A 23,269-nucleotide genomic window follows, 5' to 3' on the forward strand; every position below is an offset into this window, starting at 1 on the left:
GTCACTGACAATGACCGAACTACCGCTCGATGCCTACTACGACCTGACCGAACTCACCGAGGTGGCTATCTCGCCGTCCGGCCATCGGGTCGCGTTCGTCGCGACGGAGTACGACCAGTCGACGGACGAGGCGGTCTCCTCGCTGTTCGTCGTCCCCACCGACGGGACGCGAGAACCACACCGGCTCACGCAGTTCGGATCCGCCTCCGAACCCGCCTGGGGACCGGACGGCGATCGGCTGGCGTTTCTCGGCAGCCGGGACGTACCCGCCGAGCGCCGCGTCGGGTGGCAGGACCGGCCGGCGGAAGCCGATGGAGACGACGAATGCGAGGACGGGGGTACCGAGGACACCGGCGCCGACAACACGAACTCGACCGACGACGGGAAGGGGGACGAGTCCGACGAACCAACCCAGCAGGTCTGGTTGTTCGATCTCACGATGGGTGGCGACCCGCGACAGGTCACCGACCGCCAGGAGGGCGTCCAGGAGTTCGACTGGTCGCCCGACGGCGACCGACTCGTGATCGGGGCTCGTGACCCGACAGATCCGGAACGCGAGTACATAGCGCAGCGACAGGCGGGCGGACCGATCGAGACCACCCGCCTCCAGCACAAACTCGACGGCGTCGGCTGGACGGACGACGTGACGTCGTACCTCTTCGTCGTCGACCTCGCGGACGGGAGTACAGAACGCCTCGACGACGCGTACGCAGCCGGCGCGTTCGCCGATCTATTTGGTCTCGAACCCGCCTGGGGACCGACCGGGAAAATCGCGTTCTCGTCGTGCCGACAGGAGCGCCCGGACGACACGATGCAGCGTGACGTCTTCACGATCGAACCCGACGGCGCCGAGTGCACCTGCGTCACCGACGGCGAATACGCGAACGCGCAACCGAACTGGCGCGAGGACGGCTCCCTCTCGTTCTTCCGGAGTCACCCGGAGGATACGTACGTACCGAGCGACGCCGTCCTGTTCGACGGGGAGTCGATCACCACGCTGACCGGAAACCTGGACCGGACGATCGCCCGGACGGCGAGCCAGCAGTGGGTCGACGAGACGCTGTACACGCTGGTCGGCGACGATTCGCGAACACGACTCGTCCGGGCGACGGCTGCCGAAGGGGCCACCCGATGTTTCAGCGCGCAGGGGGCGGGTCGTGCGCTGACGCACGTCGACGTGGCGGACGACGGCGAAACCGCTGCGATCGTCTTCTCCGACCCGCGGGACGGTCTGGATCTGTACGCGATCGACGTCTCGGACCTCTCCGACCCGGAGAAAACCGGCGATGACTACGGTGTCGAACCGGAATCTCTCGTTCGACTCACCGACCTCAACGCCGCCCTCCGCGAGGAGTTCTCTATGCCGGAGGTGCGTCGCATCGAGTGGGAGTCGGACGGCTGGACGATCGACGGCATCTGCTATCACGATTCCGACGTCGACCCGGAATCGGGGGACCACCCGCTCGTCGTCGCGATTCATGGCGGGCCGCTGTCGTACGACGAACCGGTTTTCAGCTTTGCCCACGCGGCGTTGACGAGTCGGGGGTACGTCGTCCTCCGGCCGAACTACCGTGGCGGGACCTCGCGGGGCGAAGCGTTCGCAGCCGAACTCTACGGAGAGTGGGGAACGACTGAGGTCGAAGACGTCGTCGCCGGCGTCGACACACTGGTGGATCGCGGCTGGGTCGACCCGGACCGCGTCTTCGGCTACGGTTTCTCCTACGGGGGTATCTCGCAGGGGTATCTCGTCACGCGGACTGACATATTTACCGCCGCTGCGCCGGAGCACGGCATCTACGATCTGATGTCGTCGTACGGGACGGCGGACAGTCACACCTGGTTCGAAGCGGAGTTCGGACTCCCGTGGGAGGAGCCGGACGCCTACGACGAGGCGTCCGCGTTGCGGGACGTTGGCGACCTCGACACGCCGCTTCTCATCACCGCGGGCGGGCAGGACTGGCGGTGCCCGCCGACACAGTCGGAACAGCTCTACGTCGCCGCGCGCAAGCAGGGCGTCGACGCGAAACTGATCGTCTACCCCGATGAACACCACAACGTCGGCGATCCGGACCGGGCGATTCACCGCCTCACCGAGGTGCTCGAGTGGTACGAGAAACACGACCCGGCTGCCGAGCCATCCGCCGCCGACGAGTGATCGGGGGGTGGGTCCGGCGGTCGTGTATCGACGGGTGCTCGGAGTGGGTCCGGCGGTCGTGTATCGACGGGTGCTCGGCTCCCCGTCCCCAGTCTCGTGTCGCCCCCGAGTATCGTCTCGCGCTCGTCCCGCCGGTTTCCAAGGCGATAAGTAGCCGCGACGGCCCCGTATAGCCGAGAACGCTCCATGGCACTCTCCGCAAACGACCGCGCCATCGCCGGATTCGCGATGACGGGTCACGGACTCGTCCACTGGTTCGAGACGTCTGTTCCGATCTTCCTGGTCGTCTGGCTCGCGGAGTTCGACGTCTCGAACGTGCTCGTCGGCCTCGTCGTCGCGCTCGGTTACGCCCCGTTCGGGATCGGTGCGCTCCCGGCGGGCATCCTCGCCGATCGATTCGGGCCGAAGACACTCGTCGTCGCCTGCCTGGCGGGGATGAGCGCGTCGTTCGTGATCCTCGGCCTCACCGGTTCGCTCGCCGGCGTGGCGGTCGGCCTCGTCTGCTGGGGCGCCGCGGCCAGCATCTATCACCCCGCGGGCCTCTCACTCATCAGCACCGGCGTCGAGCAACGTGGTCGCGTCTTCGCCTGGCACGGCATGGCCGGGAACGCGGGCATCGCGCTCGGCCCGTTCGTCGCCGCGACGCTCATGGCGGTCGGACTTCCCTGGCAACGTGCCGCGCTCGTCCTCGCGGTTCCGGGCGTCCTCGCGGCGATCTACGGACTCACCGCGGACTTCGACTCCACCGCCGCGGTCGACGACGAGACGGACGCTGACGCCGACGAGGTACTCTCGCTCGGGGACTTGCTGACCGACTCCAGAACGCTCTTCGCGAGCGCGTTCGCCCTCGTGTTCGTCATCGTCACGTTCGAAGGGCTGTTCTACCGGGGGATGTTGACCTACCTTCCGGAGATCCTGCACGGATCCGACGCCCTCGCCGGGTTCGATCCCGGACAGACGCTCCGCGGGATCGAACCAGGTGACTACATCTACGTTGGGTTACTCGTCGTCGGTATCGTCGGCCAGTACGTCGGCGGTCGACTCACCGATCGCATCACGCCAGCGCGCGGCTTGCTCTCCTTCTTCGCCGTGCTTGCCGTCCTCGCGCTCGCGTACGTTCCGGTTCTCTCGCTCGGCGGCGGTGGTCCCACCGCCCTAGGGGCCGTGATCGCCCTCAGCGCCATCTTCGGATTCACCCTGTTCGCGATCCAGCCCTTCTACCAGGAGGCCGTCGCCGTCTACACGCCACCGGAGTCGCGCGGACTCTCCTACGGCTACACCTACCTCGGCGAGTTCGGCCTCGGTGCTGTCTCGATCGCGATCGGTGGCGTCGTCCTCGATATCTCGACGCCGACGTTCCTCGCGACGATGGCCGGGTTCGCAGTCGTCGGGGCCGGTCTGTCGGTGGTACTCGCCGTCGGCCTGGATACGATCCTGGGCGGCGGTTCTGCGAGCAGTCCCGCGTCGGCCAACGAGTGACGAGCCGCCGGTCGTCGCGGAACGTGACTGTGATCGACGTTACTGGTCCTGGCTCCGTGCGTCGCGACCGAGGTGTTCCTCGACGGCGGCCACTTTCTCACTCGCGGATTCGTCGCTCGTCCGCTTGTCGTCGACCTTGAGAAACGTGCTGACGCGATCGGCGTCGATCGACTCGTGAGCGGCCTCGACCGCGTCGAGCAACTCACCAATCGAGTCGGCCTCGATCGTCGTTCCCATCGGTCCCGTCTCGTAGGTCAGCCCGGTGTCGTCGATCGCCTCGATCGCTCCCGCCACGTCCTCGGCCATGCTCTCGTCGGTCGCGGGCGCGGTACTGAGAAATCCGATGACGGTCATACGCGACGGTACGAACGCTCGGGCCTAAAAACAGCAGGTTCAGGTGAAACTCGGGGCCGTGTCGGCCTCACTGTCGAGACTCGGTGGCAGCCTCGCGTTCCCCACGCCCGTGTCAGTTCGGCCGTTCGACCTGCGGCGGCGGGTAGATGTAGATCTCGCCGTTCGCGTAGACGTAGACCTCGCACTCGAGGGCGGTAAAGGCCACGTGCCCGCCTGTGCGTTCCTCGCCGTCGGCCTTCGGGCTGAAGATGCGTTCGAGGGCGTCGGGGTCGACGCTGTCGTAGAGGGAGAACTCGCCCTGCGAGACGTCGACGTCGACGACCGCCGTCAGTCCGTGGACGATCGTGGTGAGAAGCGTCGCGCTCCCCTCGGGATCGTACTCGACCTCGAAGCGGTCGTTCGCCTCGTCGTACGTGAGCTCGCTCGTATCGGAGTTACGGGTAATTTCGGTTTGCATTGGCGCTACGGGTCTGCGATCGCTCATCGTCCCTTACCCCATCCGGGTACAAAAGGTAATCGGCTGTGACACGAGTCGGCTTGTGTGACGGTTCCGGCATCGGATCGGTCCGCGTTCGCTCGCTCGTTCCGCCCCAGGTTGCCGAAATCTATCGGTAGGGCCGGGAAATGACGGCATAACTCCCGATCGTCGCCTTCGAGAGGCGGCCGGACCAGGGGCGTCATCTCTCAGCGATCGTGGGTGCGTTGCGGCCAGTTCCGGGCTGGAACCGCTCCGATGTCGGGTGCGGGCGGCGGATCGGTCCCGAGTTCCGACGAAGCCTATTTTGCGGACGCGTTCGATGACGACCCCGTTCTGAGTCCGTGGTGCCAGACGACGTCGTTCGGATGGAACCCGGGAATCGGCCCAGCGCCGCGGCGAACCGTTCGTGGTCTGGGAATGTCCTTCGTACTCCGTCGCGTTAGCATCCTTGCCACGAGACCGGAACCGGTCGAGGCGAGACGAACGTATCCGTTCGGTAGCGGAGGCGGCGGCTCGCGGCTCGCACACAAAGCATTTAAATGAATTACAATAACCGGATGTATGAATCGGCGAGCCGTCCTGGCCGGCCTTGCCGTCGGGCCCCTCGGCGCACTCGCCGGCTGCATGGCCGGTGGGTGTACAGCATCGACCTCCGTCTCGTTCGAGCCGGTCGACGCGGAAGCGATCGCGGCCGACGGGGCCGACGACGTCGACGACGCGCCAGCGATGATGGCTCGGCTCGCAGATCGGGTCCTCGCGGGCGAGGAGCCGACGGTCGAGACGCTGTACCGCGACCCGCTGGGCTGGCTAACGTACGTCGAACACGACGGGAGCTTTTTCGAGATCGCTGCGGAGACGATCGCGGAAGGACGCGTCTCCGGCCCCGAGTACGAACTCTCCCGCGACCGCGAGATGGACGCCGACGCGCTGGCGGACGACGCGATCGCGTTCACCGACTTGCCCCGCCACGATCGATGGCGCGTCAGCGAAACGGTGGACTACGCTATCTCCCCGGAAAATATACGCGGGCGTTACTCGGTCTCGTCCGTCGCCGGGTATCTCGACGAGTCCGATCAAGCGGACTCGGTGCTCGCCTCGGGCATCGAGGCGTCGGCGATCGAGGCGGGTGGCCACGTAGCCAGAATCGAACGTCTTGGCGAGGGATCGATCGATGCGCGGCGGTACCGATACGCGGCGAACCCGGTCACTGACGACGTCGAAGCGTTCGCCGACCACGTGCTCGAGCGTCGCGGGTCGACGGCGTTCGATCCGAGCGATGAGGTGCGCCAACTCCTCTCAGAGACGCAAGACGCGGGTGGATCGATGACTATCTGCGATCACGAACTGGACGACGTGGACGAGGAGACCGCCGAGCGACGGCGGGCCGCGGCCGACGAACTCGAACGGGAGGTCCAGTCCCTCGCACCTCCCGTCGTGCCCGACGACGAAGAACACCCGCAGGTGCGGTACGTGCGGTACGAGGGCGACTGGTATCGAATCGACATCTCCCATGGCGTCGTGTGAGGCCGTCACCCGAGTCTCCCTGAGAAGATTGCATCGCCTTCGAACGGGATCGACCCGGGCGTTCGGACGTACACCGGTGCTTCCATCCGGGTGTTTCCGCGCGTTACGCGGCCGATCGATAGCGAGTAGAGACGGTTGCGCTCGAAAGTGGGGACGTGACCGACTGTGCCGTGCCAGCGGGCAGTGGTGAAATCCTGGTACCGGCGCCGCAGCGTCCGTCAGTTTAGAAGCGGAGGCGTGTCCGTTCCGTCGAGCGACCGGGCTACGAGTGGCCTCCGTCAAATCCAGAACCCAGTCCTGAATTCACCGCGAACTCGCGACAGGCCACCGCGGTCGCACGTGAGACGAAATTCAGAGAAATGCGCTGGCTGGGATTTGAACCACGCCCAGACGTTCCGGGTCGCTCAGTTCCTTCGCTTCCCGGGCTGCGACTGGTCTCTTTCAATCCAGAGCGATTTCACGGCTCACGGGTTCCGAGCACACGCTTCGCGGTGCTCGGAAAGGTTGTTCGCCGTAGAAATGCGCTGGCTGGGATTTGAACCACCTGAAGACGATCTCACTCGCTTCGCTCGTGAGCGTGCGTCTTCCGTAATTCAAATCCAGAACGCATTCCTGAATTCATCGCGAACTCGCGACACGCTGGCGCGGTCGCTCGTGGGATGAAATTCAGAGAAGTGCGCTGGCTGGGATTTGAACCCAGGTTGTGACCATGGCAAGGTCACGTGATACCACTACACTACCAGCGCCCTGTTGCACTCTCATGTACACCCCGATGAGGGTATAAGGGTTGCGAAAGGCGGGCGATTCGCTACGCCGTGACACGGTTCGTGGTCCGGCGCGGGTCTTCCGTCTCTCGGGCGGGTTTCGGTCCGTCTTCGACCGATCACGGCGCCGGTCAGTCTCTCGCGCCTGACTGTGCCCCCGGCTCCCACGTTATCGGGGGTGACAGGGCGTCACAGCCCCGAATCGTTTCGCCACCCTTTTAAGATCCTGTCCGCAAGGAATCGCTACAGTCTAGTGACGAGGCGCCGAAGCGCCACGGCATGACCGTCAGCGTACTCGTGCCGTCGTCGATCGCCCGTGAAGCCGAGGACAAACGCGAGGCAACTCGCAAACTCGGATACGTCGCCCGCGCGGCGACGATCTTCCGGGCCGACCGCCTGATCGTCTTCCCCGACGGGGACGGCGAGACGGGTCGATTCGACGGCGGGTTCGCAGAAACCGTGCTGCGGTACGCCGCGACGCCCCCCTACCTCAAAACCGAGGCGTGGGGCAAGCGGGACGAACTGGAGTACGCGGGCGTCCTGCCGCCGCTCCGCGCCACGACACAGACCGGCTCCGGATCGAACGGTTCGGGGTCGTTAAGACGAGGGATCGTGACCGAGGTCGGACCTGAAGGCCGCGTCCGGGTCAATTGCGGACTGCAACACCCGATCTCCCTCAACGTCCCACCGAAAATGGTGGTCGACGAGGGGGAACGCGTGACCGTCAGGATCTCTTCGCGACGACCGGTCCGGGCGAAACTCGAAGACGTGCCCCTCCCGGGGCTGTCGATCGAGCGGACGGACCTCTCCGCAGCACTCGGCCGTGAGGACGCCGGTGTTCGCATCGCGTCGTCCCGGTACGGTGAGCAGCTCACCACCGGGCGACTCGAGACACTGGCCGGACGCGTCGAGCGCGACGGCATGACCGTCGTGTTCGGTGCGCCCGAGAGAGGGCTGCCGGACATCCTCGGAATCGAGGAGTCACGTGTCGGCCCGTCGTCCATCGGGGACGACGGGGCGGCAGACGGAGTCGAACCCAGCGCCGATCCGGGGTTCGACCTCTGGCTGAACACGGTTCCGAACCAGGGCAGCGAGGTGGTGCGAACGGAGGAAGCGATGTTCGCCACCCTCGCCTGCCTCTCACTGAGAGCGTGATAGAATGCCACAAAAACACGCACCACGCAAAGGCTCACTCGGATTCGGCCCACGCAAGCGGGCGACCAGCGAGGTCCCGCGCTTTCGCTCGTGGCCGGACGACGACGGACAGCCGACGCTACAGGGCTTCGCGGGCTACAAGGCCGGCATGACCCACGTGGTGACGGTCGACGACGCCGCCAACTCGCCGACCGAAGGGATGGAGACGACCGTCCCGGTCACCATCGTGGAGACGCCGCCGATGCGCGTCGCGGCTCTGCGAGCGTACGAGGAATCGCCATACGGACAGCAGCCGGTCGCCGAGGTCTGGGCGGACGAGCTCGACGACGAGCTCTCGCGCACGCTCGACCTGCCGGGCGACGATTACGACCGTGACACCGCCGCGGACGAGTTCACCGCCGCTCTCGACGAGGGTCGCGTGGACGACGTGCGCGCGATCACGTACACGATGCCGGGAGACATCCCGTCCGTCCCGAAGACCAAACCCGACGTCATGGAGACGCGAGTCGGCGGCGGTTCGGTCGACGAACGGGTCGAGTTCGGTCTCGACCTGCTCTCGGAGGACGGCGGCGAACACGTCATGAACGACGTGTTCCGCGCCGGCGAGTACGTCGACTCGAGCGGCGTCACGAAAGGGAAGGGCACCCAGGGCCCCGTCAAGCGCTGGGGCGTCCAGAAGCGAAAGGGCAAGCACGCCCGCCAGGGCTGGCGACGCCGCATCGGTAACCTCGGCCCGTGGAACCCGAGCCGCGTTCGCTCGACGGTTCCCCAGCAGGGCCAGACCGGCTACCACCAGCGCACCGAACTGAACAAGCGCCTGCTCGCCATCGGCGACGGCGCCGACGCGACGGTCGACGGCGGCTTCGTCAACTACGGCGAGGTCGACGGCCCGCACGCGTTGATCAAGGGCTCGCTTCCCGGGCCATCGCAGCGACTCGTTCGCTTCCGCCCGGCGATCCGACCCGGAGACCAGCCGCGCCTCGATCCCGAGGTCCGGTTCGTCTCCACCGCATCGAACCAGGGATAATCCATGGAGGCAACAGTACACGACCTGGACGGCGGCGACGCGGGCTCGGTCGAGCTCCCGGCGATCTTCGAGACGGAGTATCGCCCGGACCTCATCACCCGTGCCGTCACCGTCGCCCAGGCAAACCGAACCCAGGCCTACGGCGCAGACGAGTTCGCCGGCAAGCGAACCTCGGCGGAGAGTCCCGGCAGCGGCCGGGGGATGGCCCACGTCCCACAGCAAGGCGGACGCGCGCGACGCGTTCCCCAGGCTGTCGGTGGACGCAAGGCCCATCCGCCGAAGGCCGAGGCCGACCACACAGAATCGATCAATACGAACGAACGCAAGCTCGCTACTCGCAGTGCCGTCGCGGCGACCACCGACGCCGAACTCGTCGCCGACCGCGGCCACGAGTTCGACGACGATCTCGACCTTCCCCTGGTCGTCGACGACGAGTTCGAGAACTTAGAAAAGACCCGCGATGTCGTCTCCTTCCTGGAGGCCGCCGGCCTCGACGCCGACGTCGAGCGCGCCGACGAGGGTCGCTCCGTCCGAGCCGGTCGCGGGAAGGCTCGCGGTCGCAAGTACAAGCAGCCGAAGTCGATCCTCTTCGTGACCGCTAGCGAGGCGGGCCCCTCGAAGGCCGCCCGCAACCTCGCCGGCGCCGACGTGGCGACCGCAGCCGAGGTCAACGCGGAGGACCTCGCACCCGGCGGACACCCGGGCCGACTCACCGTCTGGACTGAAGCCGCAGTCTCCGAGGTGAGCGAGCGATGAGTTCGCTCATCGACTACCCGCTCGTGACCGAGAAGGCGATGAACGACATGGACTTCGAGAACAAGCTCCAGTTCATCGTCGACGTCGACGCGGCGAAGCCCGAGATCCGCGAGGAGGTAGAGTCCCGTTTCGACGTCACTGTCACCAAGCTCAACACGCAGGTAACGATGGAAGGGACGAAGAAAGCAACCGTCACGCTCGACGAGGACGACGACGCGCAGGAAGTCGCCTCGCGAATCGGGGTGTTCTGACCATGGGACGACGCATTCAGGGCCAGCGACGCGGGCGCGGCGGACCGACGTTCCGTGCGCCGTCGCACCGGTACAAGGCCGACCTCCAGCACCGAACGCTCGAGGACGCCGACGTCGTCAGTGGCACGGTCGTCGACATCGAACACGACCCGGCCCGCTCGGCACCGGTCGCGGCCGTCGAATTCGACGACGGCGACCAGCGCCTCGTCCTCGCGCCGGAGGGCATCGCCGTCGGCGAGGAGATCCAGATCGGCATCTCCGCGGAGATCAAGCCCGGGAACACGCTCCCGCTGGCGGAGATCCCGGAGGGCGTTCCGATCTGTAACGTCGAAGCCAAGCCCGGCGACGGTGGGAAGTTCGCGCGCGCGTCGGGCGTCAACGCGGACCTGATCACCCACGACCGCAACGCGGCGGTCGTCCAGTTGCCGAGCGGCGATACCAAACGCCTCGACCCCAACTGTCGCGCGACGATCGGTGTCGTGGCCGGCGGTGGCCGCACGGAGAAACCGATGGTCAAGGCGGGGAACAAGTACCACAAGATGCGCGCACGGGGGACGAAGTGGCCCCGCGTTCGTGGTGTCGCCATGAACGCCGTCGACCACCCGTTCGGTGGCGGCGGTCGCCAGCATCCCGGTCGCCCGAAGTCCGTCTCGCGGGACGCCCCGCCGGGCCGGAAGGTGGGCGACATCTCGTCGCGGCGAACGGGCCGCGGTGGTAACAAATGAGTCAGGAGTATCGAACCGGCCGCGAGGGTGAGTTCACCTACCGCGGCTACACGTTAGACGAGCTGCAGGAGATGGAGCTCGACGAGGTCGCGGAACTGCTACCCGCACGCAAGCGGCGAAGTATCGAGCGCGGGCTCTCGGTCGAGCAGGAGAAGTTGCTCGAGAAAGCCCGGGACCGGACGGAAGAGGAGACGGCGAGTAACCCGATCAGGACGCACCTGCGGAACATGCCGGTGCTGCCGGAGTTCGTCGACCTCACTTTCGCCGTCTACGACGGTCAGGAGTTCGGCCGCGTTCGCATCGAACCCGAGATGATCGGCCACTACCTGGGCGAGTTCCAGCTCACCCGCACGTCCGTCGAGCACGGACAGGCCGGTATCGGTGCAACGCGCTCCTCGAAGTTCGTACCACTGAAGTGATCCACGCATGGGAATCAGCTACTCGGTCGACGCGGATCCGGACACCACGGCGAAAGCCATGCTCCGGGAGCGTCACATGAGCCACAAGCACAGCAAGGAGATCGCCCGTGAGATCAAGGGCATGTCCGTCGGCGAGGCCCAGGAGTACCTGGAAGCCGTCGTCGCGGGCGATCGCTCGGTCCCGTTCAAGTCCCACAACACCGGCGCCGGGCATCGCTCGGACGTCGACGGCTGGGACGCGGGCAAGTACCCCGAGAAGGCGGGCGGTGCCTTCCTCGATCTCCTGGAAAACGTCGCCGCCAACGCGGCCCACCAGGGCTTCGACGGCGAGACGATGGAGATCGCCCACGTCGCCGCCCACAAGGTCGGCGAGTCGATGGGGCGAAAGCCCCGTGCGATGGGTCGAGCGACGGCCTGGAACACGCCCCAGGTCGACGTCGAGATCGTCGTGGCGGCGACAGAAGACGCTGTGGAGGGTGATGCCTGATGGCGGACGAACACGAGTTCATCCGGAACGGGCTTCGCCGCTCACAGATCGACGAGTTCTTCGCCGACGAACTCGGTCGCGCCGGCTACGGCGGCATGGAGGTCGCCCAGACGCCGATGGGGACACAGATCGTCCTCAAGGCCGAAAAGCCCGGTATGGTGATCGGAAAGGGCGGTGAGAACATTCGGAAGGTCACGACGGAACTCGAAGACCGCTTCGACCTCGACGACCCGCAGATCGACGTCCAGGAGGTCGACGAACCCGACCTCAACGCTCGCATCGTCGCGGATCGACTGGCCAACGCCTTAGAGCGCGGCTGGTACTTCCGCAAAGCGGGTCACACCACGATCGACCGGATCATGGACGCTGGCGCACTCGGCGCCGAGATCGTCCTCTCCGGGAAGGTCACCGGCGCGCGCTCGCGCGTCGAGAAGTTCAACCGCGGCTACATCAAGCACAACGGCGAGCCCGCCGACGAGGTCGTCGACCACGGCCAGGGCGTCGCCGTCATGAAGCTCGGCACGATCGGCGTCGACGTGAAGATCATCCCGCCGGGCGCAGAACTGCCCGACGACTTCCAGGTTCACGACGACCTCGATCCCGAAGAGGTCGTCCCGGACGCCGTCGAGGCGAACGAGGGCGTCGAGGAACTGCTCGAAGGTACGCCCGAGGAGGGTGAGGCCGGTGAGTCGGCCGAGGGTGACGAGGCCGCCGAACCAACCGAGGAGCCCGAACTCGACGAAGAGGTCGTCGAGGAGGCCATCGAGGAAGAGATCGTCGAGGAGACGGTCGAAGACGAGACCGACGCGGACGAAGCGGCGGCCGAATCCGCCGCCGAGGAGGTCACCGAAGACCTGGACGAGGAGGTCGAGGCGGAGGCCGAAGCGCTCGTCGAGGAGATGGAAGCCGACGCGGATGCCGACGAAGACGAGGGAGGTGACGCCTGATGGCGATCCTCCACGTCGAGGAGATTCGCGACATGACGCCCGCCGAGCGCGAGTCCGAACTCGAAGAACTCGAGACGGAGTTGCTGAACCAGAAGTCGATCCTCGCCGCCGGTGGTGCTCCGGAGAACCCGGGTCGCATCAACGAGCTCGGTAAGACGGTCGCCCGGATCAAGACGATCCAGCGAGAAGAGGGCGATCTCGAATGAGATCGTGTATCCGAACGGACCGGGCCCGTGAGGAAGAGGGCGATCTCGAAGCTAGCGAGTCGTCGGAGACGGCTCGAATCGGAGGCGGCCACGCCGCCGACAGAGACGACGAATAATCATGCCACTGACACCCGAGACGCTGCCGCGACACGAACTCACTGGCCTACCGGTCAGGGTCGTCGAGAGTGACGACCTCGGCCGCGTTGGCATCGAGGGGCGTGTCGTCTTCGAGACGACCAATACCCTCCATATCGAGTGCGTTCCGCTGGAAGCGGAACTGGGTGGCGATGAAGCCGCCGACAGTCGCGACGGCGAGACTCGGGTGGTCACGGTACCGAAGGTGGGAACGACGTTCGAATTCGCGATCACAGATGACGCCGCCGGGGACCGAAAGGCCCCGGGGACCGGGTCCAAACTGGCCGACACTCAACCTGCGGGGGAGTCCGAGACGGATTCCGCCTCAGACGGCGCTGGCGAGGGCGTGGCCTACGTTACGGTCGATGGATCGCGCTTGCAGGAACGACCGGCCCGCCGTACCGAAACGGCAGGAGATTCACCATGGCAATAGGACTAGATGTAGATACCCCTCCGGAACCAGAGAACCCGGAGGAATACGACTACGAGACGTGTCCGTTCTACGGCGAGCTTCCCGTTCGAGGGCAAGTCCTCGAAGGGAAGGTCGTCTCGACGGACATGGATCGGACCGTCGTCGTCGAGCGAGAGTACGACGTGGCCGTACCGAAGTACGATCGGTACATGAAACGTCGTTCGCGCATCCCGGCACACGTGCCGGGCGTGCTCGAACCACTCTCGGTCGGTGACACGGTCACGATCGCAGAGACCCGACCACTGTCGAAGACGAAATCGCACGTGGTCGTCGAAGTAACACAGGAGGCGACCGCCGCCGACGTCGCGGAACTCACTCGCGAGCCCGAACCGGATCCAGCGCTCTCGACCGACGACGTCACGATGGGCGCCGACGCCGAGGCCAACGAGGGTGAGCAGTGATGGAGGCGATCAAGGCCGACGTCACGCAGGGACTCAAGAAGGGGTCGCTCGTCACCTGTGCCGACAACACCGGTGCCCGAGAGCTGAAGGTTATCAGCGTCGCGGGCTACCACGGCACGAAGAACCGCCAGCCCAAGGCTGGCCTCGGTGACAAGGTGACCGTCTCCGTCACGAAGGGGACGCCCGAGATGCGCCGCCAGGTGCTCGAAGCCGTCGTCGTCCGCCAGCGCCAGACCGTTCGGCGCCCGGACGGGACGCGCATGAAGTTCGAGGACAACGCGGCGGTCATCGTCGACGAGAACGAAGAACCCCGCGGAACGGAGATCAAAGGACCGATCGCCCGCGAGGTCGCCGAACGCTTCGGCGCCATCGCGAGCACCGCTACGATGATCGTATAGAACCATGAGCAAGCAACCACGCACACAGCGAAATCAGACCGAGCGGGCGGCGCTGCACCAGCGCAGTTCACAACTGCACGCCACCCTCTCGGGCGAGCTTCGCGAGGAGTACGGCACGCGACGCACGCGGGTCAACGCCGGCGACACGGTCGAAGTGATGCGGGGCGACCACGCCGGGACCGAGGGTGAGGTACTCTCCGTCTCGCTTCGTGATGGCGTCGTCCACGTCGAAGACGTGACGGTGGAGACGGCCGATGGCGAGTCGGTCGCCCGGCCGCTCGACGCGTCGAACCTCCGCATCACGGAGATCGACCTGAGTGACGACCGTCGTGAGGCCCGACTCGAAGGTGATAGTGAATGAGCAACCATCAGAAACGACTCTCGGTTCCGAAGTCCTGGCCGGTCGAGCGAAAGACCGACACCTTCACGGTGAAAGCAGGTGCGGGACCGCACGGCGAAGACGGCGTTCCGCTGTTGATCCTGTTGCGGGACGTCCTCGAGTACGTCGACAACCGCAAGGAGGCGCGCTACGCTCTCTCGAACGACGCGGTGCTCGTCAACGGCGACGAGATCAACGACGAAGAGCGTCCCATCGGGATGTTCGACATCGTGGCGTTCCCCGATCGCGAGGAGTACTACCGCGTCTTCCCCGACGAAGGCGGTCGCCTCGCGCTGACGTCGATCGACGCAGACGCGGCCGAGAGCCGCCTCGGGAAGGTCGAGAGCAAACGGCAGGTCACCGGTGGCGTCACGCAGCTTACGCTGCACGACGGGACCAACGTGACCGTCGACGATGTGTCGACCTACAACGGGAACGACTCGATCGTCGTCGACAACGAGGACAAGACTGTCGTCGCGCACTTCCCGTACGAGGACGGAGCGCTCGTGACCGCCGTCCGTGGGAACCACGCGGGCAAGGTCGGACAGATCGTCGAGATCGACGTCACACCCGGCAGCGGCTCGAACATCGTCCGTGTCGAAGCGGCCGACGCGGCCGCGACGAACGAGGCGTTCGAGACCGTCGAGGAGTACGTCGTCGTTATCGACGAGAACTTTACGGGCAGCGAGGCGGGGAGCGCCTCGGACGAGACGAGCGGTGACACCGCGAGCAGCGAGGCGGGGAGCGCCTCGGACGAGACGAGCGGTGACACCGCGAGCAGCGAGGCGGGGAGCGCCTCGGACGAGACGAGCGGTGACACCGCGAGCAGCGAGGCGGGGAGCGCCTCGGACGACGAGGAGCCCAACGCTACCGAAGACGAGGGAGGTGACGACGAATGAGCGACGCTGAGACGTCCGGTGACTTCCACGCGATGCGCCGGCCGCGCGTCGAGAAGGTCGTCGTCCACATGGGCGTCGGCCAGGGCGGCCGCGAGCTCGCGGACGCCGAGGACATCATCGAGGACGTAACCAGCCAGGAGAGCGTACGCACGCTCGCCTCGAAGACCGAGCCCGAATTCGGCATCCGTCAGGGAGAGCCGATCGGGACGAAGGTCACCCTTCGTGGCGACGACGCCACCGACTTCCTCGAGACGGCGTTGGCGATCGCCGATCTGTCGTCGAACCAGTTCGACGAGACGGGGAACTTCAGCTTCGGCATCGCCGAGCACACGGACTTCCCCGAACAGGAGTACGACCCGAACATCGGGATCTACGGGCTGGACGTGACCGTCAACCTGGTTCGTCCGGGGTATCGCGTTTCAAAGCGCGACCAGGCGACCCGATCGATCCCGTCGAACCACCGACTGACACCCGAGGACGCGGTTCGCTTCCTCGAGGCGACGTTCGACGTGGAGGTAGACGATGAGTGAAAGTGAGAACGAACGGACGGGCGAGCACGCCGAAAAGCGGACGGGCCAGCTAGCGGCCTGCCAGCGTTGCGGCCGCAATCAGGGCCTCGTCGGCAAGTACGACATCAACCTGTGCCGGCAGTGCTTCCGGGAGATCGCCCGCGACATGGGATTCAAGAAGTACCGATGACAGGAAACGATCCACTCAGCAACGCGCTCTCGGGCATCGACAACGCCGAGAGCGTGGGTCATCTGAGCCACGACGTACGGCCCGCCTCGAACGTGATCGGCCAGGTGCTCGAGGTCTTCTACGACCGCGGGTACATCGACGGCTTCGCGCACGTCGACGACGGCAAGGGCGGACAGTTCGAGGTCGAATTGAACGGAGCGATCAACGAGTGCGGCCCCGTCAAGCCACGCTACAGTGCCGGCGCCGACGAGTTCGAGAAGTGGGAGAAGCGATTCCTCCCCGCTCGAGACTTCGGTGCGCTCGTCGTTACGACGAGCGAGGGCATCATGAGCCACTACGAGGCTCGCGAGCGCGGCATCGGGGGACAGGTGATCGCCTACGTCTACTAGAACAATGGCACACACAACACTCACCATACCCGACGACGTAACCGTCGAGGTCGACCACCTCGACGTGACGGTCGACGGTCCGGAGGGGACGGTTTCCCGTCGCCTCTGGTACCCCGACGTCACCGTCGAGACGGATGGCGACCAGGTGGTCATCGAGAGCGACGCCGACGACGCGAAGACGAACGCGACGGTCGGCACGTTCGAGAGCCACGTCCGAAACGCCTTCCACGGCGTGACCGAGGGCTGGGAGTACGAGATGGAAGTCTTCTACTCGCACTTTCCCATGCAGGTCACCGTCGAGGGCGACGATGTCGTCATCGAGAACTTCCTCGGCGAGAAGGCACCGCGACGCACGACGATCCACGGTGAGACCCAGGTGAGCGTGGATGGCGAGGCCATCACGCTCTCCGGTCCCAACAAGGAACACGTCGGCCAGACGGCCGCGGACATCGAGCAGCTGACCCAGGTCAGCGGCAAGGACACCCGCGTCTTCCAGGACGGCGTCTACATCACCGTCAAACCACAGAAAGGAGGTGCCTGAACATGGCAGACGACGAACCAGAAGACGTCGAGGAAACGGTCGACGACGACCCGTCGGCGGACGCTGACGGCCCGTCGAGTCTCGGCGAGATCAGCGGTGTCGGCGAGAGCAAGGCCGACGCGCTGCGCGAGGCCGGCTACGAATCCGTCGACGACGTCCGCGAGGCGTCCCAGGACGATCTGGCTGCGGTCGACGGCGTCGGCATGGCACTGGCCGCACGTATCAAGGCCGACGTCGGCGATCTCGAAGTCGACGCGGAGACCGAGGCCGAGATCGAAGACGAGGCCGAACCAGAAGCCGAGACCGAAGACGTCGAAACCGAACTGCAGCCCCGGGGTCTGACCGAGAAGGAACCCGACCTCACCGACGAGGAGGGTCGCCTGCTGACCGAGCGGCGCCACGAAGGCAACCCGCAGTTCAACCGACAGGACTACCACAAGAAAAAGCGGACACCTGAATCCTGGCGTCGACCGCGTGGCGGCCTCTCGAAGCAGCGCCGCGGCGTGAAGGGCAAGGGTCCGAAGGTCGAGGCCGGCTACCGAACGCCCAAAGCGGTGCGCGGCACGCACCCGAGCGGCTTCGAGGAGGTCCGCGTCGAGAACGTGGACGATCTCGAGGGTGTCGACGGCGACACGGAGGCCGTTCGAATCGCCTCCTCGGTCGGCGCGCGAAAGCGCGAACGCATCGAGGAGCGAGCCGAGGACGCGGGCGTTCGCGTCCTCAACCCGACGTACGTCGAAGTGGAGGTAGACGAATGACGGATCTGAGTGCACAGAAACGACTCGCAGCGGACGTCATGGACGTCGGCGAGAACCGCATCTGGCTCGACCCGGATGCCCAGGGAGAGATCTCCCAGGCCATCACGCGCGAGGAGATCCGCGAACTCGTCGACGAGGGAACCATCCGCGCCGAGGACGCCCGTGGTAACTCCCGCGGGCGAGCCCGCGAACGGAACGCGAAGCGAGCGTACGGCCACCAGAAGGGGCCGGGAAAGCGACGCGGCAAGGCGGGTGCCCGGCAGAACGAGAAAGAACAGTGGCGAAACCAGATTCGGGCTCAGCGACGGAAGCTGCGCGAGCTACGTGATGCGGACGAGCTCACGCCGACCGAGTACCGCGAACTCTACCGCAAGGCCGGTGGAGGCGAGTTCCGCAGCGTCCGGTACATGCTGACCTACATCGAGAACGAATACGGTGACGAATAATGGCAACAGGACCACGCTATAAGGTACCGATGCGACGTCGCCGGGAGGTCCGGACGGACTACCATCAGCGGTTGCGCCTGCTGAAATCCGGTAAGCCGCGCCTCGTCGCGCGGACGTCCAACGCACACGTCAGGGCGCAGCTGATCACTCCCGGCCCTCAGGGCGACGAGACACACGCAAGCGCACACTCGGGCGATCTCGCCGAGTACGGCTGGGAGGCACCGACTGGAAACCTCCCGGCGGCGTATCTGACCGGACTGCTGGCCGGGACATGCGCCGTCGAGGCTGGAATCGAGGAGGCGGTCCTCGATCTCGGTCTCAACACGGCGACACCCGGGAACAAGGTGTTCGCGGTCCAGGAGGGCGCGATCGACGCTGGGCTGGAGATTCCCCACAACGACAGCGTCCTCGCCGACTGGTCGCGAACGCGTGGCGAGCACATCGCCGAGTACGCCGAGTCGCTCGACGAGCCGCTCTACGGCGGTGACTTCGACGCGACGGACCTGCCGGAACACTTCGACGAGGTACGGGAGGCGATCAGCAATGAGTAACGGCTATGACGACGGGTGGGAGCCCGTCACGCGACTCGGACGGATGGTACAGGACGGCGAAATCGATACGATGTCGGCCGCGCTCAACTCCGGACTCCCGCTGAAGGAACCGGAGCTCGTCGACCAGCTCCTGCCAGGGCTCGACGACGAGGTGCTCGACATCAACATGGTCCAGCGGATGACCGACTCCGGTCGCCGGGTGAAGTTCCGCTGCGTCGTCACCGTCGGCGACCGCAACGGCTTCGTCGGCTACGCCGAGGGGCGAGACGACCAGGTCGGCTCGGCCATCCAGAAGGCCATCGAGATAGCGAAGCTGAACATCATCGAGGTGCCCCGCGGCTCCGGTTCGTGGGAGGACCGGTCGGACCGACCGCACTCGTTGACCCACCGAACTAGCGGGAAGGCGGGCTCCGTCGAGGTCGATCTCATTCCGGCCCCCGAGGGTCTCGGATTGGCGGCGAGCGATACCGTTCGCGCCGTCCTCGAACTCGCAGGGATCGAGAACGCCTGGACACAGAGCCACGGCAATACGCGGACGACTGTCAACCTCGCGAAGGCGACGTTCAACGCACTCGAGAACGCCTCGCAGTCCCGACGGCCGGCGGCTCGTTCGGACACCGACACGGGTGAGGTGGTCGAACGATGAACGCGATCGTTCAACTTCGCGGCGAAGTCGACCGCGCCGACGCCGTCGACGACACGCTGATGATGCTTAACGTCCCGGAGGTCAACCACGCGACGCTCGTCCCCGAGACGGACGCCTACCGTGGGATGCTCACGAAGGTCCACGACTACGTCGCGTACGGCGAACCGGACGTGGACGTGCTGGCTGCGGTTCTCGCGAAACGTGCGGAACCGCTCGAGGGTCGACAGGCAGACGTCGACGAGTCGTGGCTCGCCGACAACACGGACTTCGACGACTTCGAGGATCTGGCCGAGGCGCTACTCGCAGAGGAAACGACGCTTCGCGAGGAGGGACTTTCACCGACGCTTCGCCTGCACCCGCCGCGGGGCGGGCACGCGGGTATCAAGAAACCGACCGGTGAGGGTGGCCAACTCGGAAAGCATACAACGGAGCAGATTAACGACCTGCTAGAATCGATGCGCTAACCATGACGAGTAAAAAACGACGCCAGCGCGGTTCGCGGACGCACGGCGGCGGTACCCACAAGAATCGACGTGGGGCCGGTCACCGCGGCGGACGCGGCCGCGCGGGGCGATCCAAACACGAGTTCCACAACTACGAACCGAAGCACAAACACGGCTTCAAGCGCCCGCAGGACGCCCGGCCGACCGTGGCCGAGATCGACGTCCGAACGTTAGACGAGGACGTCCCGCTCCTCGTCGCCGACGGCCTGGCCGAAGAGACCGACGACGGCTACGCGATCGACGCGCGCGACGTGGTCGAAGACGGCCACGAGGTCGACGTCGTGAAGGTCCTCGGTTCCGGACGGGTCCACGACACAATCTCGGTGACTGCCGACGCGTTCACCGAGAGTGCCCGGGAGAAACTCGAAGACGCTGGTGGCGCGGCCGTACTGTCGGAGCGAGGCGAGGAGCGAGCCGCCGAAACTGACGACGAGAACACAGAGGACTAATCTATGGGCTGGAAGGAAGCCGCCGAACCGGTGCTGACGCGGATGCCCGCGGTCCGCAGACCGGAGGGACACGTTCCCTTCAAGCGCAAGCTCATGTGGACCGGGGCGATCCTGGTACTGTACTTCTTCCTCACGAATATCGCCATCCTGGGGACGACAGGGGGAGGCGAGGACCTCTTCGGCGAGTTCCGGGCGATCCTGGCCGGACAGCAGGGGTCGATCCTGCAGGTCGGGATCGGACCGATCGTCACGGCGAGCATCGTCTTGCAACTGCTCGGCGGGGCGAACCTGCTCGGGCTCGATACCGACGATCCGCGCGATCAGGTCCTCTACCAGGGGTTGCAGAAGCTACTCGTCGTTGTGATGACGGCGTTGACCGCCGCACCGCTGGTAGTCGCCGGAAGCGGCTTCCTGGTACCGGCCCAGCAGCTCACGCTCGGGAGTCTCACGTTCGGTGCGACGGGCGTGAAGCTGCTCATGTTCGCCCAGATCTTCGTCGGCGGCATCCTCATCCTCTACATGGACGAGGTAGTCAGCAAGTGGGGCGTCGGCAGCGGTGTCGGCCTCTTCATCATCGCTGGCGTGAGCCAGATGCTCGTCGCCGGCTTCTTCGCCTTCGAACGGGGCGCTGGCTTCTTCTACACCTGGTACCTGATCCTGACCGGCGACGTCCAGATCGAGTCCGTCCTCGGTGGTAACGGGCTCTACCAGCTGCTCGTCTCCGAGGGCCAGATCGTGGCCCTGTTGACGACGGTGTTGATCTTCCTGATCGTCGTATACACGGAGTCCGTCCGCGTCGAGATTCCCCTCAGCCACTCGCGTGTGAAAGGGGCTCGCGGACGATTCCCGGTGAAACTCATCTACGCGAGCGTCCTGCCGATGATCCTCGTTCGTGCCGTCCAGGCGAACGTCCAGTTCCTCGGCCGGATTCTGAACCAGCAGTGGGCGAACATGCCGAAATTCCTCGGACAGTACAACGCGAGCGGTGAACCCGTGAGCGGATTCTTCTACTATACGGCGCCGATCTACAGACCACAGGACTGGATGTGGTGGACCGGTCTCACGCAGGACACCTGGATGGTTCTCCTGCGGATCGGGGTCGACCTCACGTTCATGGTGATCGGTGGTGCCATCTTCGCTATCTTCTGGGTCGAGACGACCGACATGGGGCCCGAATCGACGGCCAAACAGATCCAGAACTCCGGGATGCAGATCCCCGGCTTCCGCCAGAACGTCGGCGTCGTCGAGAAGGTCATGGAACGGTACATCCCGCAAGTGACCGTCATCGGCGGTGCGCTCGTCGGCTTGCTCGCCGTCTGGGCCAACATGCTCGGCACTATCGGCGGCGTCACCGGGACCGGCCTGCTGCTGGCCGTCTCCATCACCTACAAGCTCTACGAGGAGATCGCCGAAGAGCAGATGATGGAGATGCACCCGATGATGCGCCAGATGTTCGGCAGCGAGTAGCGACTAGTTGGCCCCGCTGGCGTTCGTCGTTTGGGAACTCGGTCGATCACATCACTCGTCCTCAACGGGCCGTTCTCTCGACTGCGAACGGGTGTGGTCGACGAGACGGTGTCGGCGGACGGTCGTCCGATACTCGTCACTGTACTGGCTGGTACCCGTTGGTTCCCACGACCGACTGAATCGAATTCCGTACGTCTCTGAGTACCAGCCGTCCCTCGCCGGTCGCACGCTCGCGGCAAGCCACGTCGTGGGTATTTTCCCCGTCGAACCGGTGGCCACCGCATGGAGAAAGTCCGAATCGACGACGTCGAGAACGACGTCCAGCCCGCAGCGGTGATGCGCCACGTGACGGGACCGCTCGGGGCCTCGGATCTGGCGATCAATTACTACGAACTAGAACCCGGTGACAGCTTCGCGTACGCGTACCACCGTCACAGCGTCCAGGAGGAGGTGTTCTACGTGCAATCGGGGGTCGCGACGTTCGAGACAGTGGACGGACCGGTCGAGGTTGCGGCCGGCGAGGTAATTCGATTTCCGCCGGGCGAGTTCCAGCGGGGGTGGAACCGCGGCGAGGAACGCGTCGTCTCGCTGGCGCTGGGCGCGCCACTCGAGTACGGGGAACAGGTGAAGCTCCGGGACTGTCCGGAGTGCGGGGAAGCGACAGACAACGAACTCGACCGTGTGGTCGACGACGATGCACCGGGTGGTGAGGCGACCGTTGCCCGGTGTTCTCGGTGCGGGATCGAAACCGGTCGCTGGACGAGGGGATCGATGCCCGGCGAGGTTCCCTGATCACTCGACGAACTCGTGCGGCTCACTCCGAATTGGCGCCGCCGAACCCATCGCGAGGTGCCCAGAGTCCACACCAGTCGACCGATCGAACTTCCCCGGCGACGACGGCACAGGCACCGATCGCGTTCCCGTTCTTATCGTCGATGTAGAACGTACAGTTTCCACAGAGCATCCCGTCCTGTGGACCACACGCGTAGCCCGCTTCGTCTTTGGGGAGGAGCTCCTCAGCCGGTTGCCGTTCGACCCCGTCGATACTCAGGGCCGTTGCTTCCGCCTCCGGGACGCTCTCGTCCAGCTGGTCCAGGCAGTAATTGGCGGGCTCCTCGGACACGACCTGTCCGCTCGTCGGTGTGTTGATACAACCGGCCGTGAGCGAAATCGATCCGCCTGCGGCGAGCATGAGCAATCGCCGCCGGGTTGGTGTCCCGGAGTCCATGCCCTCGCCTACACCGCTCGCCCCTATAATCCCCGCCCGCACCCTCTCCGTACGTGATATGCACCGATCCCTCTCCATCCAGGATTTCGAACCGGTCAGCGGACGTGAGAACGGGTTATTTGCCCATCGTTGTGGAAGGTGGGCCGTGAATCCTATGATGGTACGTCTTCGTGACCAGCCG

At 65.6% G+C, this 23,269-nt stretch carries 31 protein-coding genes, 1 tRNA gene and 1 pseudogene; 29 read left to right on the forward strand and 4 right to left on the reverse strand.

All coding sequences use genetic code 11. The annotated features are described in order from the left end of the window. Positions 1-10 precede the first annotated feature (10 nt). Together NO366_RS11890 and NO366_RS11895 are read left to right on the forward strand one after the other, a co-directional pair. On the forward strand, positions 11-2,155 hold the full coding sequence (locus NO366_RS11890) for an alpha/beta hydrolase family protein (RefSeq protein WP_256531007.1): 2,145 nt from the start codon (positions 11-13) through the stop codon (positions 2,153-2,155). A 186-nt stretch (positions 2,156-2,341) separates the two neighbouring features. Continuing rightward, positions 2,342-3,634: an MFS transporter gene (locus NO366_RS11895; RefSeq protein ID WP_256531008.1), complete on the forward strand. Its 1,293-nt coding sequence runs from the start codon at positions 2,342-2,344 to the stop codon at positions 3,632-3,634. A 39-nt stretch (positions 3,635-3,673) separates the two neighbouring features. On the opposite strand, the gene NO366_RS11900 is transcribed toward NO366_RS11895, so the two are convergent. Together NO366_RS11900 and NO366_RS11905 are read right to left on the reverse strand one after the other, a co-directional pair. Further along, the gene (locus NO366_RS11900) at positions 3,674-3,988 is read right to left on the reverse strand and encodes a thiamine-binding protein (protein WP_256531009.1); all 315 of its coding nucleotides are present in this window, start codon (positions 3,986-3,988) and stop codon (positions 3,674-3,676) included. Between the two features lie 112 nt (positions 3,989-4,100). After that, entirely contained in the window at positions 4,101-4,445 is a 345-nt protein-coding gene (locus NO366_RS11905) for a HalOD1 output domain-containing protein (protein WP_256531010.1), read from the reverse strand. A gap of 582 nt (positions 4,446-5,027) precedes the next feature. On the opposite strand from NO366_RS11905, the gene NO366_RS11910 reads away from it, so the two are divergent. Beyond that, on the forward strand, positions 5,028-5,990 hold the full coding sequence (locus NO366_RS11910; RefSeq protein WP_256531011.1) for a hypothetical protein: 963 nt from the start codon (positions 5,028-5,030) through the stop codon (positions 5,988-5,990). Between the two features lie 675 nt (positions 5,991-6,665). Here NO366_RS11910 and NO366_RS11915 read toward each other — a convergent pair. Next, positions 6,666-6,736, reverse strand: a tRNA-Gly gene (locus tag NO366_RS11915). A gap of 297 nt (positions 6,737-7,033) precedes the next feature. Between NO366_RS11915 and NO366_RS11920 the strand changes: the two genes are divergently transcribed. The 26 genes and pseudogenes from NO366_RS11920 (at position 7,034) to NO366_RS12045 (ending at position 22,652) form a co-directional block, all read left to right on the forward strand. Beyond that, positions 7,034-7,909: an RNA methyltransferase gene (locus NO366_RS11920; RefSeq protein ID WP_256531012.1), complete on the forward strand. Its 876-nt coding sequence runs from the start codon at positions 7,034-7,036 to the stop codon at positions 7,907-7,909. 4 nt (positions 7,910-7,913) lie between these two features. Then, positions 7,914-8,936, forward strand: a complete 1,023-nt coding sequence (locus tag NO366_RS11925) for a 50S ribosomal protein L3 (RefSeq protein WP_256531013.1) — start codon at positions 7,914-7,916, stop codon at positions 8,934-8,936. A 3-nt stretch (positions 8,937-8,939) separates the two neighbouring features. Beyond that, positions 8,940-9,692, forward strand: coding sequence for a 50S ribosomal protein L4 (gene rpl4p / locus NO366_RS11930; RefSeq protein WP_256531014.1), 753 nt, complete (start codon positions 8,940-8,942; stop codon positions 9,690-9,692). Then, positions 9,689-9,943 (forward strand): 50S ribosomal protein L23, encoded by a 255-nt coding sequence (locus NO366_RS11935; protein WP_256531015.1) that lies wholly within the window; start codon positions 9,689-9,691, stop codon positions 9,941-9,943. The genes rpl4p and NO366_RS11935 overlap by 4 nt, the downstream gene beginning before the upstream one ends. A 2-nt stretch (positions 9,944-9,945) precedes the next feature. Next, entirely contained in the window at positions 9,946-10,668 is a 723-nt protein-coding gene (locus tag NO366_RS11940) for a 50S ribosomal protein L2 (RefSeq protein WP_256531016.1), read from the forward strand. Beyond that, the gene (locus NO366_RS11945; RefSeq protein WP_256531017.1) at positions 10,665-11,087 is read left to right on the forward strand and encodes a 30S ribosomal protein S19; all 423 of its coding nucleotides are present in this window, start codon (positions 10,665-10,667) and stop codon (positions 11,085-11,087) included. Before NO366_RS11940 ends, NO366_RS11945 begins: the two co-directional genes overlap by 4 nt. 7 nt (positions 11,088-11,094) lie before the next feature. Further along, the gene (locus NO366_RS11950; protein ID WP_256531018.1) at positions 11,095-11,574 is read left to right on the forward strand and encodes a 50S ribosomal protein L22; all 480 of its coding nucleotides are present in this window, start codon (positions 11,095-11,097) and stop codon (positions 11,572-11,574) included. Beyond that, positions 11,574-12,521, forward strand: coding sequence for a 30S ribosomal protein S3 (locus NO366_RS11955; protein WP_256531019.1), 948 nt, complete (start codon positions 11,574-11,576; stop codon positions 12,519-12,521). The genes NO366_RS11950 and NO366_RS11955 overlap by 1 nt, the downstream gene beginning before the upstream one ends. After that, on the forward strand, positions 12,521-12,727 hold the full coding sequence (gene rpmC / locus NO366_RS11960) for a 50S ribosomal protein L29 (RefSeq protein ID WP_256531020.1): 207 nt from the start codon (positions 12,521-12,523) through the stop codon (positions 12,725-12,727). The genes NO366_RS11955 and rpmC overlap by 1 nt, the downstream gene beginning before the upstream one ends. Positions 12,728-12,845: 118 nt before the next feature. Continuing rightward, complete coding sequence (locus tag NO366_RS11965; protein WP_256531021.1) at positions 12,846-13,295, forward strand: ribonuclease P protein component 1; 450 nt, start codon at positions 12,846-12,848, stop codon at positions 13,293-13,295. Beyond that, positions 13,286-13,735, forward strand: coding sequence for a 30S ribosomal protein S17 (locus NO366_RS11970; RefSeq protein WP_256531022.1), 450 nt, complete (start codon positions 13,286-13,288; stop codon positions 13,733-13,735). The genes NO366_RS11965 and NO366_RS11970 overlap by 10 nt, the downstream gene beginning before the upstream one ends. Continuing rightward, positions 13,735-14,133, forward strand: a complete 399-nt coding sequence (locus NO366_RS11975) for a 50S ribosomal protein L14 (protein ID WP_007704216.1) — start codon at positions 13,735-13,737, stop codon at positions 14,131-14,133. The genes NO366_RS11970 and NO366_RS11975 overlap by 1 nt, the downstream gene beginning before the upstream one ends. 4 nt (positions 14,134-14,137) lie before the next feature. After that, positions 14,138-14,494 carry a 50S ribosomal protein L24 gene (gene rplX / locus NO366_RS11980; protein ID WP_256531023.1) on the forward strand — a complete coding sequence of 119 codons (357 nt, stop codon included), beginning with the start codon at positions 14,138-14,140 and terminating at the stop codon, positions 14,492-14,494. Then, positions 14,491-15,222, forward strand: a pseudogene (locus NO366_RS11985) (30S ribosomal protein S4e); the annotation flags it as partial. The gene rplX and the pseudogene NO366_RS11985, both read left to right, overlap by 4 nt. Positions 15,223-15,407: 185 nt before the next feature. After that, positions 15,408-15,941 (forward strand): 50S ribosomal protein L5, encoded by a 534-nt coding sequence (locus NO366_RS11990; RefSeq protein WP_256531024.1) that lies wholly within the window; start codon positions 15,408-15,410, stop codon positions 15,939-15,941. Next, on the forward strand, positions 15,934-16,110 hold the full coding sequence (locus NO366_RS11995) for a 30S ribosomal protein S14 (protein WP_256531025.1): 177 nt from the start codon (positions 15,934-15,936) through the stop codon (positions 16,108-16,110). Before NO366_RS11990 ends, NO366_RS11995 begins: the two co-directional genes overlap by 8 nt. Further along, entirely contained in the window at positions 16,107-16,499 is a 393-nt protein-coding gene (locus tag NO366_RS12000) for a 30S ribosomal protein S8 (protein ID WP_256531026.1), read from the forward strand. Before NO366_RS11995 ends, NO366_RS12000 begins: the two co-directional genes overlap by 4 nt. Before the next feature lie 4 nt (positions 16,500-16,503). Next, entirely contained in the window at positions 16,504-17,040 is a 537-nt protein-coding gene (locus NO366_RS12005) for a 50S ribosomal protein L6 (RefSeq protein WP_256531027.1), read from the forward strand. Positions 17,041-17,042: 2 nt separating this feature from the next. Beyond that, complete coding sequence (locus NO366_RS12010) at positions 17,043-17,798, forward strand: 50S ribosomal protein L32e (protein ID WP_256531028.1); 756 nt, start codon at positions 17,043-17,045, stop codon at positions 17,796-17,798. Beyond that, on the forward strand, positions 17,795-18,244 hold the full coding sequence (locus tag NO366_RS12015; protein WP_256531029.1) for a 50S ribosomal protein L19e: 450 nt from the start codon (positions 17,795-17,797) through the stop codon (positions 18,242-18,244). Before NO366_RS12010 ends, NO366_RS12015 begins: the two co-directional genes overlap by 4 nt. Continuing rightward, entirely contained in the window at positions 18,244-18,795 is a 552-nt protein-coding gene (locus tag NO366_RS12020) for a 50S ribosomal protein L18 (protein WP_256531030.1), read from the forward strand. Before NO366_RS12015 ends, NO366_RS12020 begins: the two co-directional genes overlap by 1 nt. Beyond that, positions 18,788-19,441 carry a 30S ribosomal protein S5 gene (locus NO366_RS12025; RefSeq protein ID WP_256531031.1) on the forward strand — a complete coding sequence of 218 codons (654 nt, stop codon included), beginning with the start codon at positions 18,788-18,790 and terminating at the stop codon, positions 19,439-19,441. Before NO366_RS12020 ends, NO366_RS12025 begins: the two co-directional genes overlap by 8 nt. Further along, positions 19,438-19,905: a 50S ribosomal protein L30 gene (locus NO366_RS12030; RefSeq protein WP_256531032.1), complete on the forward strand. Its 468-nt coding sequence runs from the start codon at positions 19,438-19,440 to the stop codon at positions 19,903-19,905. The genes NO366_RS12025 and NO366_RS12030 overlap by 4 nt, the downstream gene beginning before the upstream one ends. Before the next feature lie 2 nt (positions 19,906-19,907). Continuing rightward, entirely contained in the window at positions 19,908-20,393 is a 486-nt protein-coding gene (locus NO366_RS12035; protein ID WP_256531033.1) for an uL15m family ribosomal protein, read from the forward strand. 3 nt (positions 20,394-20,396) lie between these two features. Beyond that, positions 20,397-21,860: a preprotein translocase subunit SecY gene (secY, locus tag NO366_RS12040; RefSeq protein ID WP_256531034.1), complete on the forward strand. Its 1,464-nt coding sequence runs from the start codon at positions 20,397-20,399 to the stop codon at positions 21,858-21,860. Between the two features lie 282 nt (positions 21,861-22,142). Beyond that, positions 22,143-22,652, forward strand: coding sequence for a cupin domain-containing protein (locus tag NO366_RS12045; protein WP_256531035.1), 510 nt, complete (start codon positions 22,143-22,145; stop codon positions 22,650-22,652). Positions 22,653-22,674: 22 nt separating this feature from the next. Here the strand turns inward: NO366_RS12045 and NO366_RS12050 are convergent, their stop codons facing one another. Further along, the gene (locus NO366_RS12050) at positions 22,675-23,088 is read right to left on the reverse strand and encodes a high-potential iron-sulfur protein (protein ID WP_256531036.1); all 414 of its coding nucleotides are present in this window, start codon (positions 23,086-23,088) and stop codon (positions 22,675-22,677) included. Between the last annotated feature and the right edge of the window lie 181 nt (positions 23,089-23,269).

Origin of the sequence: Halovivax cerinus, assembly GCF_024498195.1 — an archaeon.
Lineage (GTDB): Archaea > Halobacteriota > Halobacteria > Halobacteriales > Natrialbaceae > Halovivax > Halovivax cerinus.

Coding starts and splice junctions, on each gene's coding strand:
- rplX (WP_256531023.1), top strand. CDS start 14,138: ATGAGCAAGCAACCACGCACACAGCGAAATCAGACCGAGCGGGCGGCG.
- rpl4p (WP_256531014.1), top strand. CDS start 8,940: ATGGAGGCAACAGTACACGACCTGGACGGCGGCGACGCGGGCTCGGTC.
- NO366_RS11950 (WP_256531018.1), top strand. CDS start 11,095: ATGGGAATCAGCTACTCGGTCGACGCGGATCCGGACACCACGGCGAAA.
- NO366_RS11890 (WP_256531007.1), top strand. CDS start 11: ATGACCGAACTACCGCTCGATGCCTACTACGACCTGACCGAACTCACC.
- NO366_RS12015 (WP_256531029.1), top strand. CDS start 17,795: ATGACGGATCTGAGTGCACAGAAACGACTCGCAGCGGACGTCATGGAC.
- NO366_RS11905 (WP_256531010.1), bottom strand. CDS start 4,445: ATGCAAACCGAAATTACCCGTAACTCCGATACGAGCGAGCTCACGTAC.
- rpmC (WP_256531020.1), top strand. CDS start 12,521: ATGGCGATCCTCCACGTCGAGGAGATTCGCGACATGACGCCCGCCGAG.
- NO366_RS12000 (WP_256531026.1), top strand. CDS start 16,107: ATGACAGGAAACGATCCACTCAGCAACGCGCTCTCGGGCATCGACAAC.
- NO366_RS12020 (WP_256531030.1), top strand. CDS start 18,244: ATGGCAACAGGACCACGCTATAAGGTACCGATGCGACGTCGCCGGGAG.
- NO366_RS11945 (WP_256531017.1), top strand. CDS start 10,665: ATGAGTCAGGAGTATCGAACCGGCCGCGAGGGTGAGTTCACCTACCGC.
- NO366_RS12030 (WP_256531032.1), top strand. CDS start 19,438: ATGAACGCGATCGTTCAACTTCGCGGCGAAGTCGACCGCGCCGACGCC.
- NO366_RS12010 (WP_256531028.1), top strand. CDS start 17,043: ATGGCAGACGACGAACCAGAAGACGTCGAGGAAACGGTCGACGACGAC.
- NO366_RS11970 (WP_256531022.1), top strand. CDS start 13,286: ATGGCAATAGGACTAGATGTAGATACCCCTCCGGAACCAGAGAACCCG.
- NO366_RS11995 (WP_256531025.1), top strand. CDS start 15,934: ATGAGTGAAAGTGAGAACGAACGGACGGGCGAGCACGCCGAAAAGCGG.
- NO366_RS11910 (WP_256531011.1), top strand. CDS start 5,028: ATGAATCGGCGAGCCGTCCTGGCCGGCCTTGCCGTCGGGCCCCTCGGC.
- NO366_RS11965 (WP_256531021.1), top strand. CDS start 12,846: ATGCCACTGACACCCGAGACGCTGCCGCGACACGAACTCACTGGCCTA.
- NO366_RS11920 (WP_256531012.1), top strand. CDS start 7,034: ATGACCGTCAGCGTACTCGTGCCGTCGTCGATCGCCCGTGAAGCCGAG.
- NO366_RS11955 (WP_256531019.1), top strand. CDS start 11,574: ATGGCGGACGAACACGAGTTCATCCGGAACGGGCTTCGCCGCTCACAG.
- NO366_RS12035 (WP_256531033.1), top strand. CDS start 19,908: ATGACGAGTAAAAAACGACGCCAGCGCGGTTCGCGGACGCACGGCGGC.
- NO366_RS12005 (WP_256531027.1), top strand. CDS start 16,504: ATGGCACACACAACACTCACCATACCCGACGACGTAACCGTCGAGGTC.
- secY (WP_256531034.1), top strand. CDS start 20,397: ATGGGCTGGAAGGAAGCCGCCGAACCGGTGCTGACGCGGATGCCCGCG.
- NO366_RS12025 (WP_256531031.1), top strand. CDS start 18,788: ATGAGTAACGGCTATGACGACGGGTGGGAGCCCGTCACGCGACTCGGA.
- NO366_RS11990 (WP_256531024.1), top strand. CDS start 15,408: ATGAGCGACGCTGAGACGTCCGGTGACTTCCACGCGATGCGCCGGCCG.
- NO366_RS11940 (WP_256531016.1), top strand. CDS start 9,946: ATGGGACGACGCATTCAGGGCCAGCGACGCGGGCGCGGCGGACCGACG.
- NO366_RS11935 (WP_256531015.1), top strand. CDS start 9,689: ATGAGTTCGCTCATCGACTACCCGCTCGTGACCGAGAAGGCGATGAAC.
- NO366_RS11895 (WP_256531008.1), top strand. CDS start 2,342: ATGGCACTCTCCGCAAACGACCGCGCCATCGCCGGATTCGCGATGACG.
- NO366_RS12050 (WP_256531036.1), bottom strand. CDS start 23,088: ATGGACTCCGGGACACCAACCCGGCGGCGATTGCTCATGCTCGCCGCA.
- NO366_RS11925 (WP_256531013.1), top strand. CDS start 7,914: ATGCCACAAAAACACGCACCACGCAAAGGCTCACTCGGATTCGGCCCA.
- NO366_RS12045 (WP_256531035.1), top strand. CDS start 22,143: ATGGAGAAAGTCCGAATCGACGACGTCGAGAACGACGTCCAGCCCGCA.
- NO366_RS11900 (WP_256531009.1), bottom strand. CDS start 3,988: ATGACCGTCATCGGATTTCTCAGTACCGCGCCCGCGACCGACGAGAGC.
- NO366_RS11975 (WP_007704216.1), top strand. CDS start 13,735: ATGGAGGCGATCAAGGCCGACGTCACGCAGGGACTCAAGAAGGGGTCG.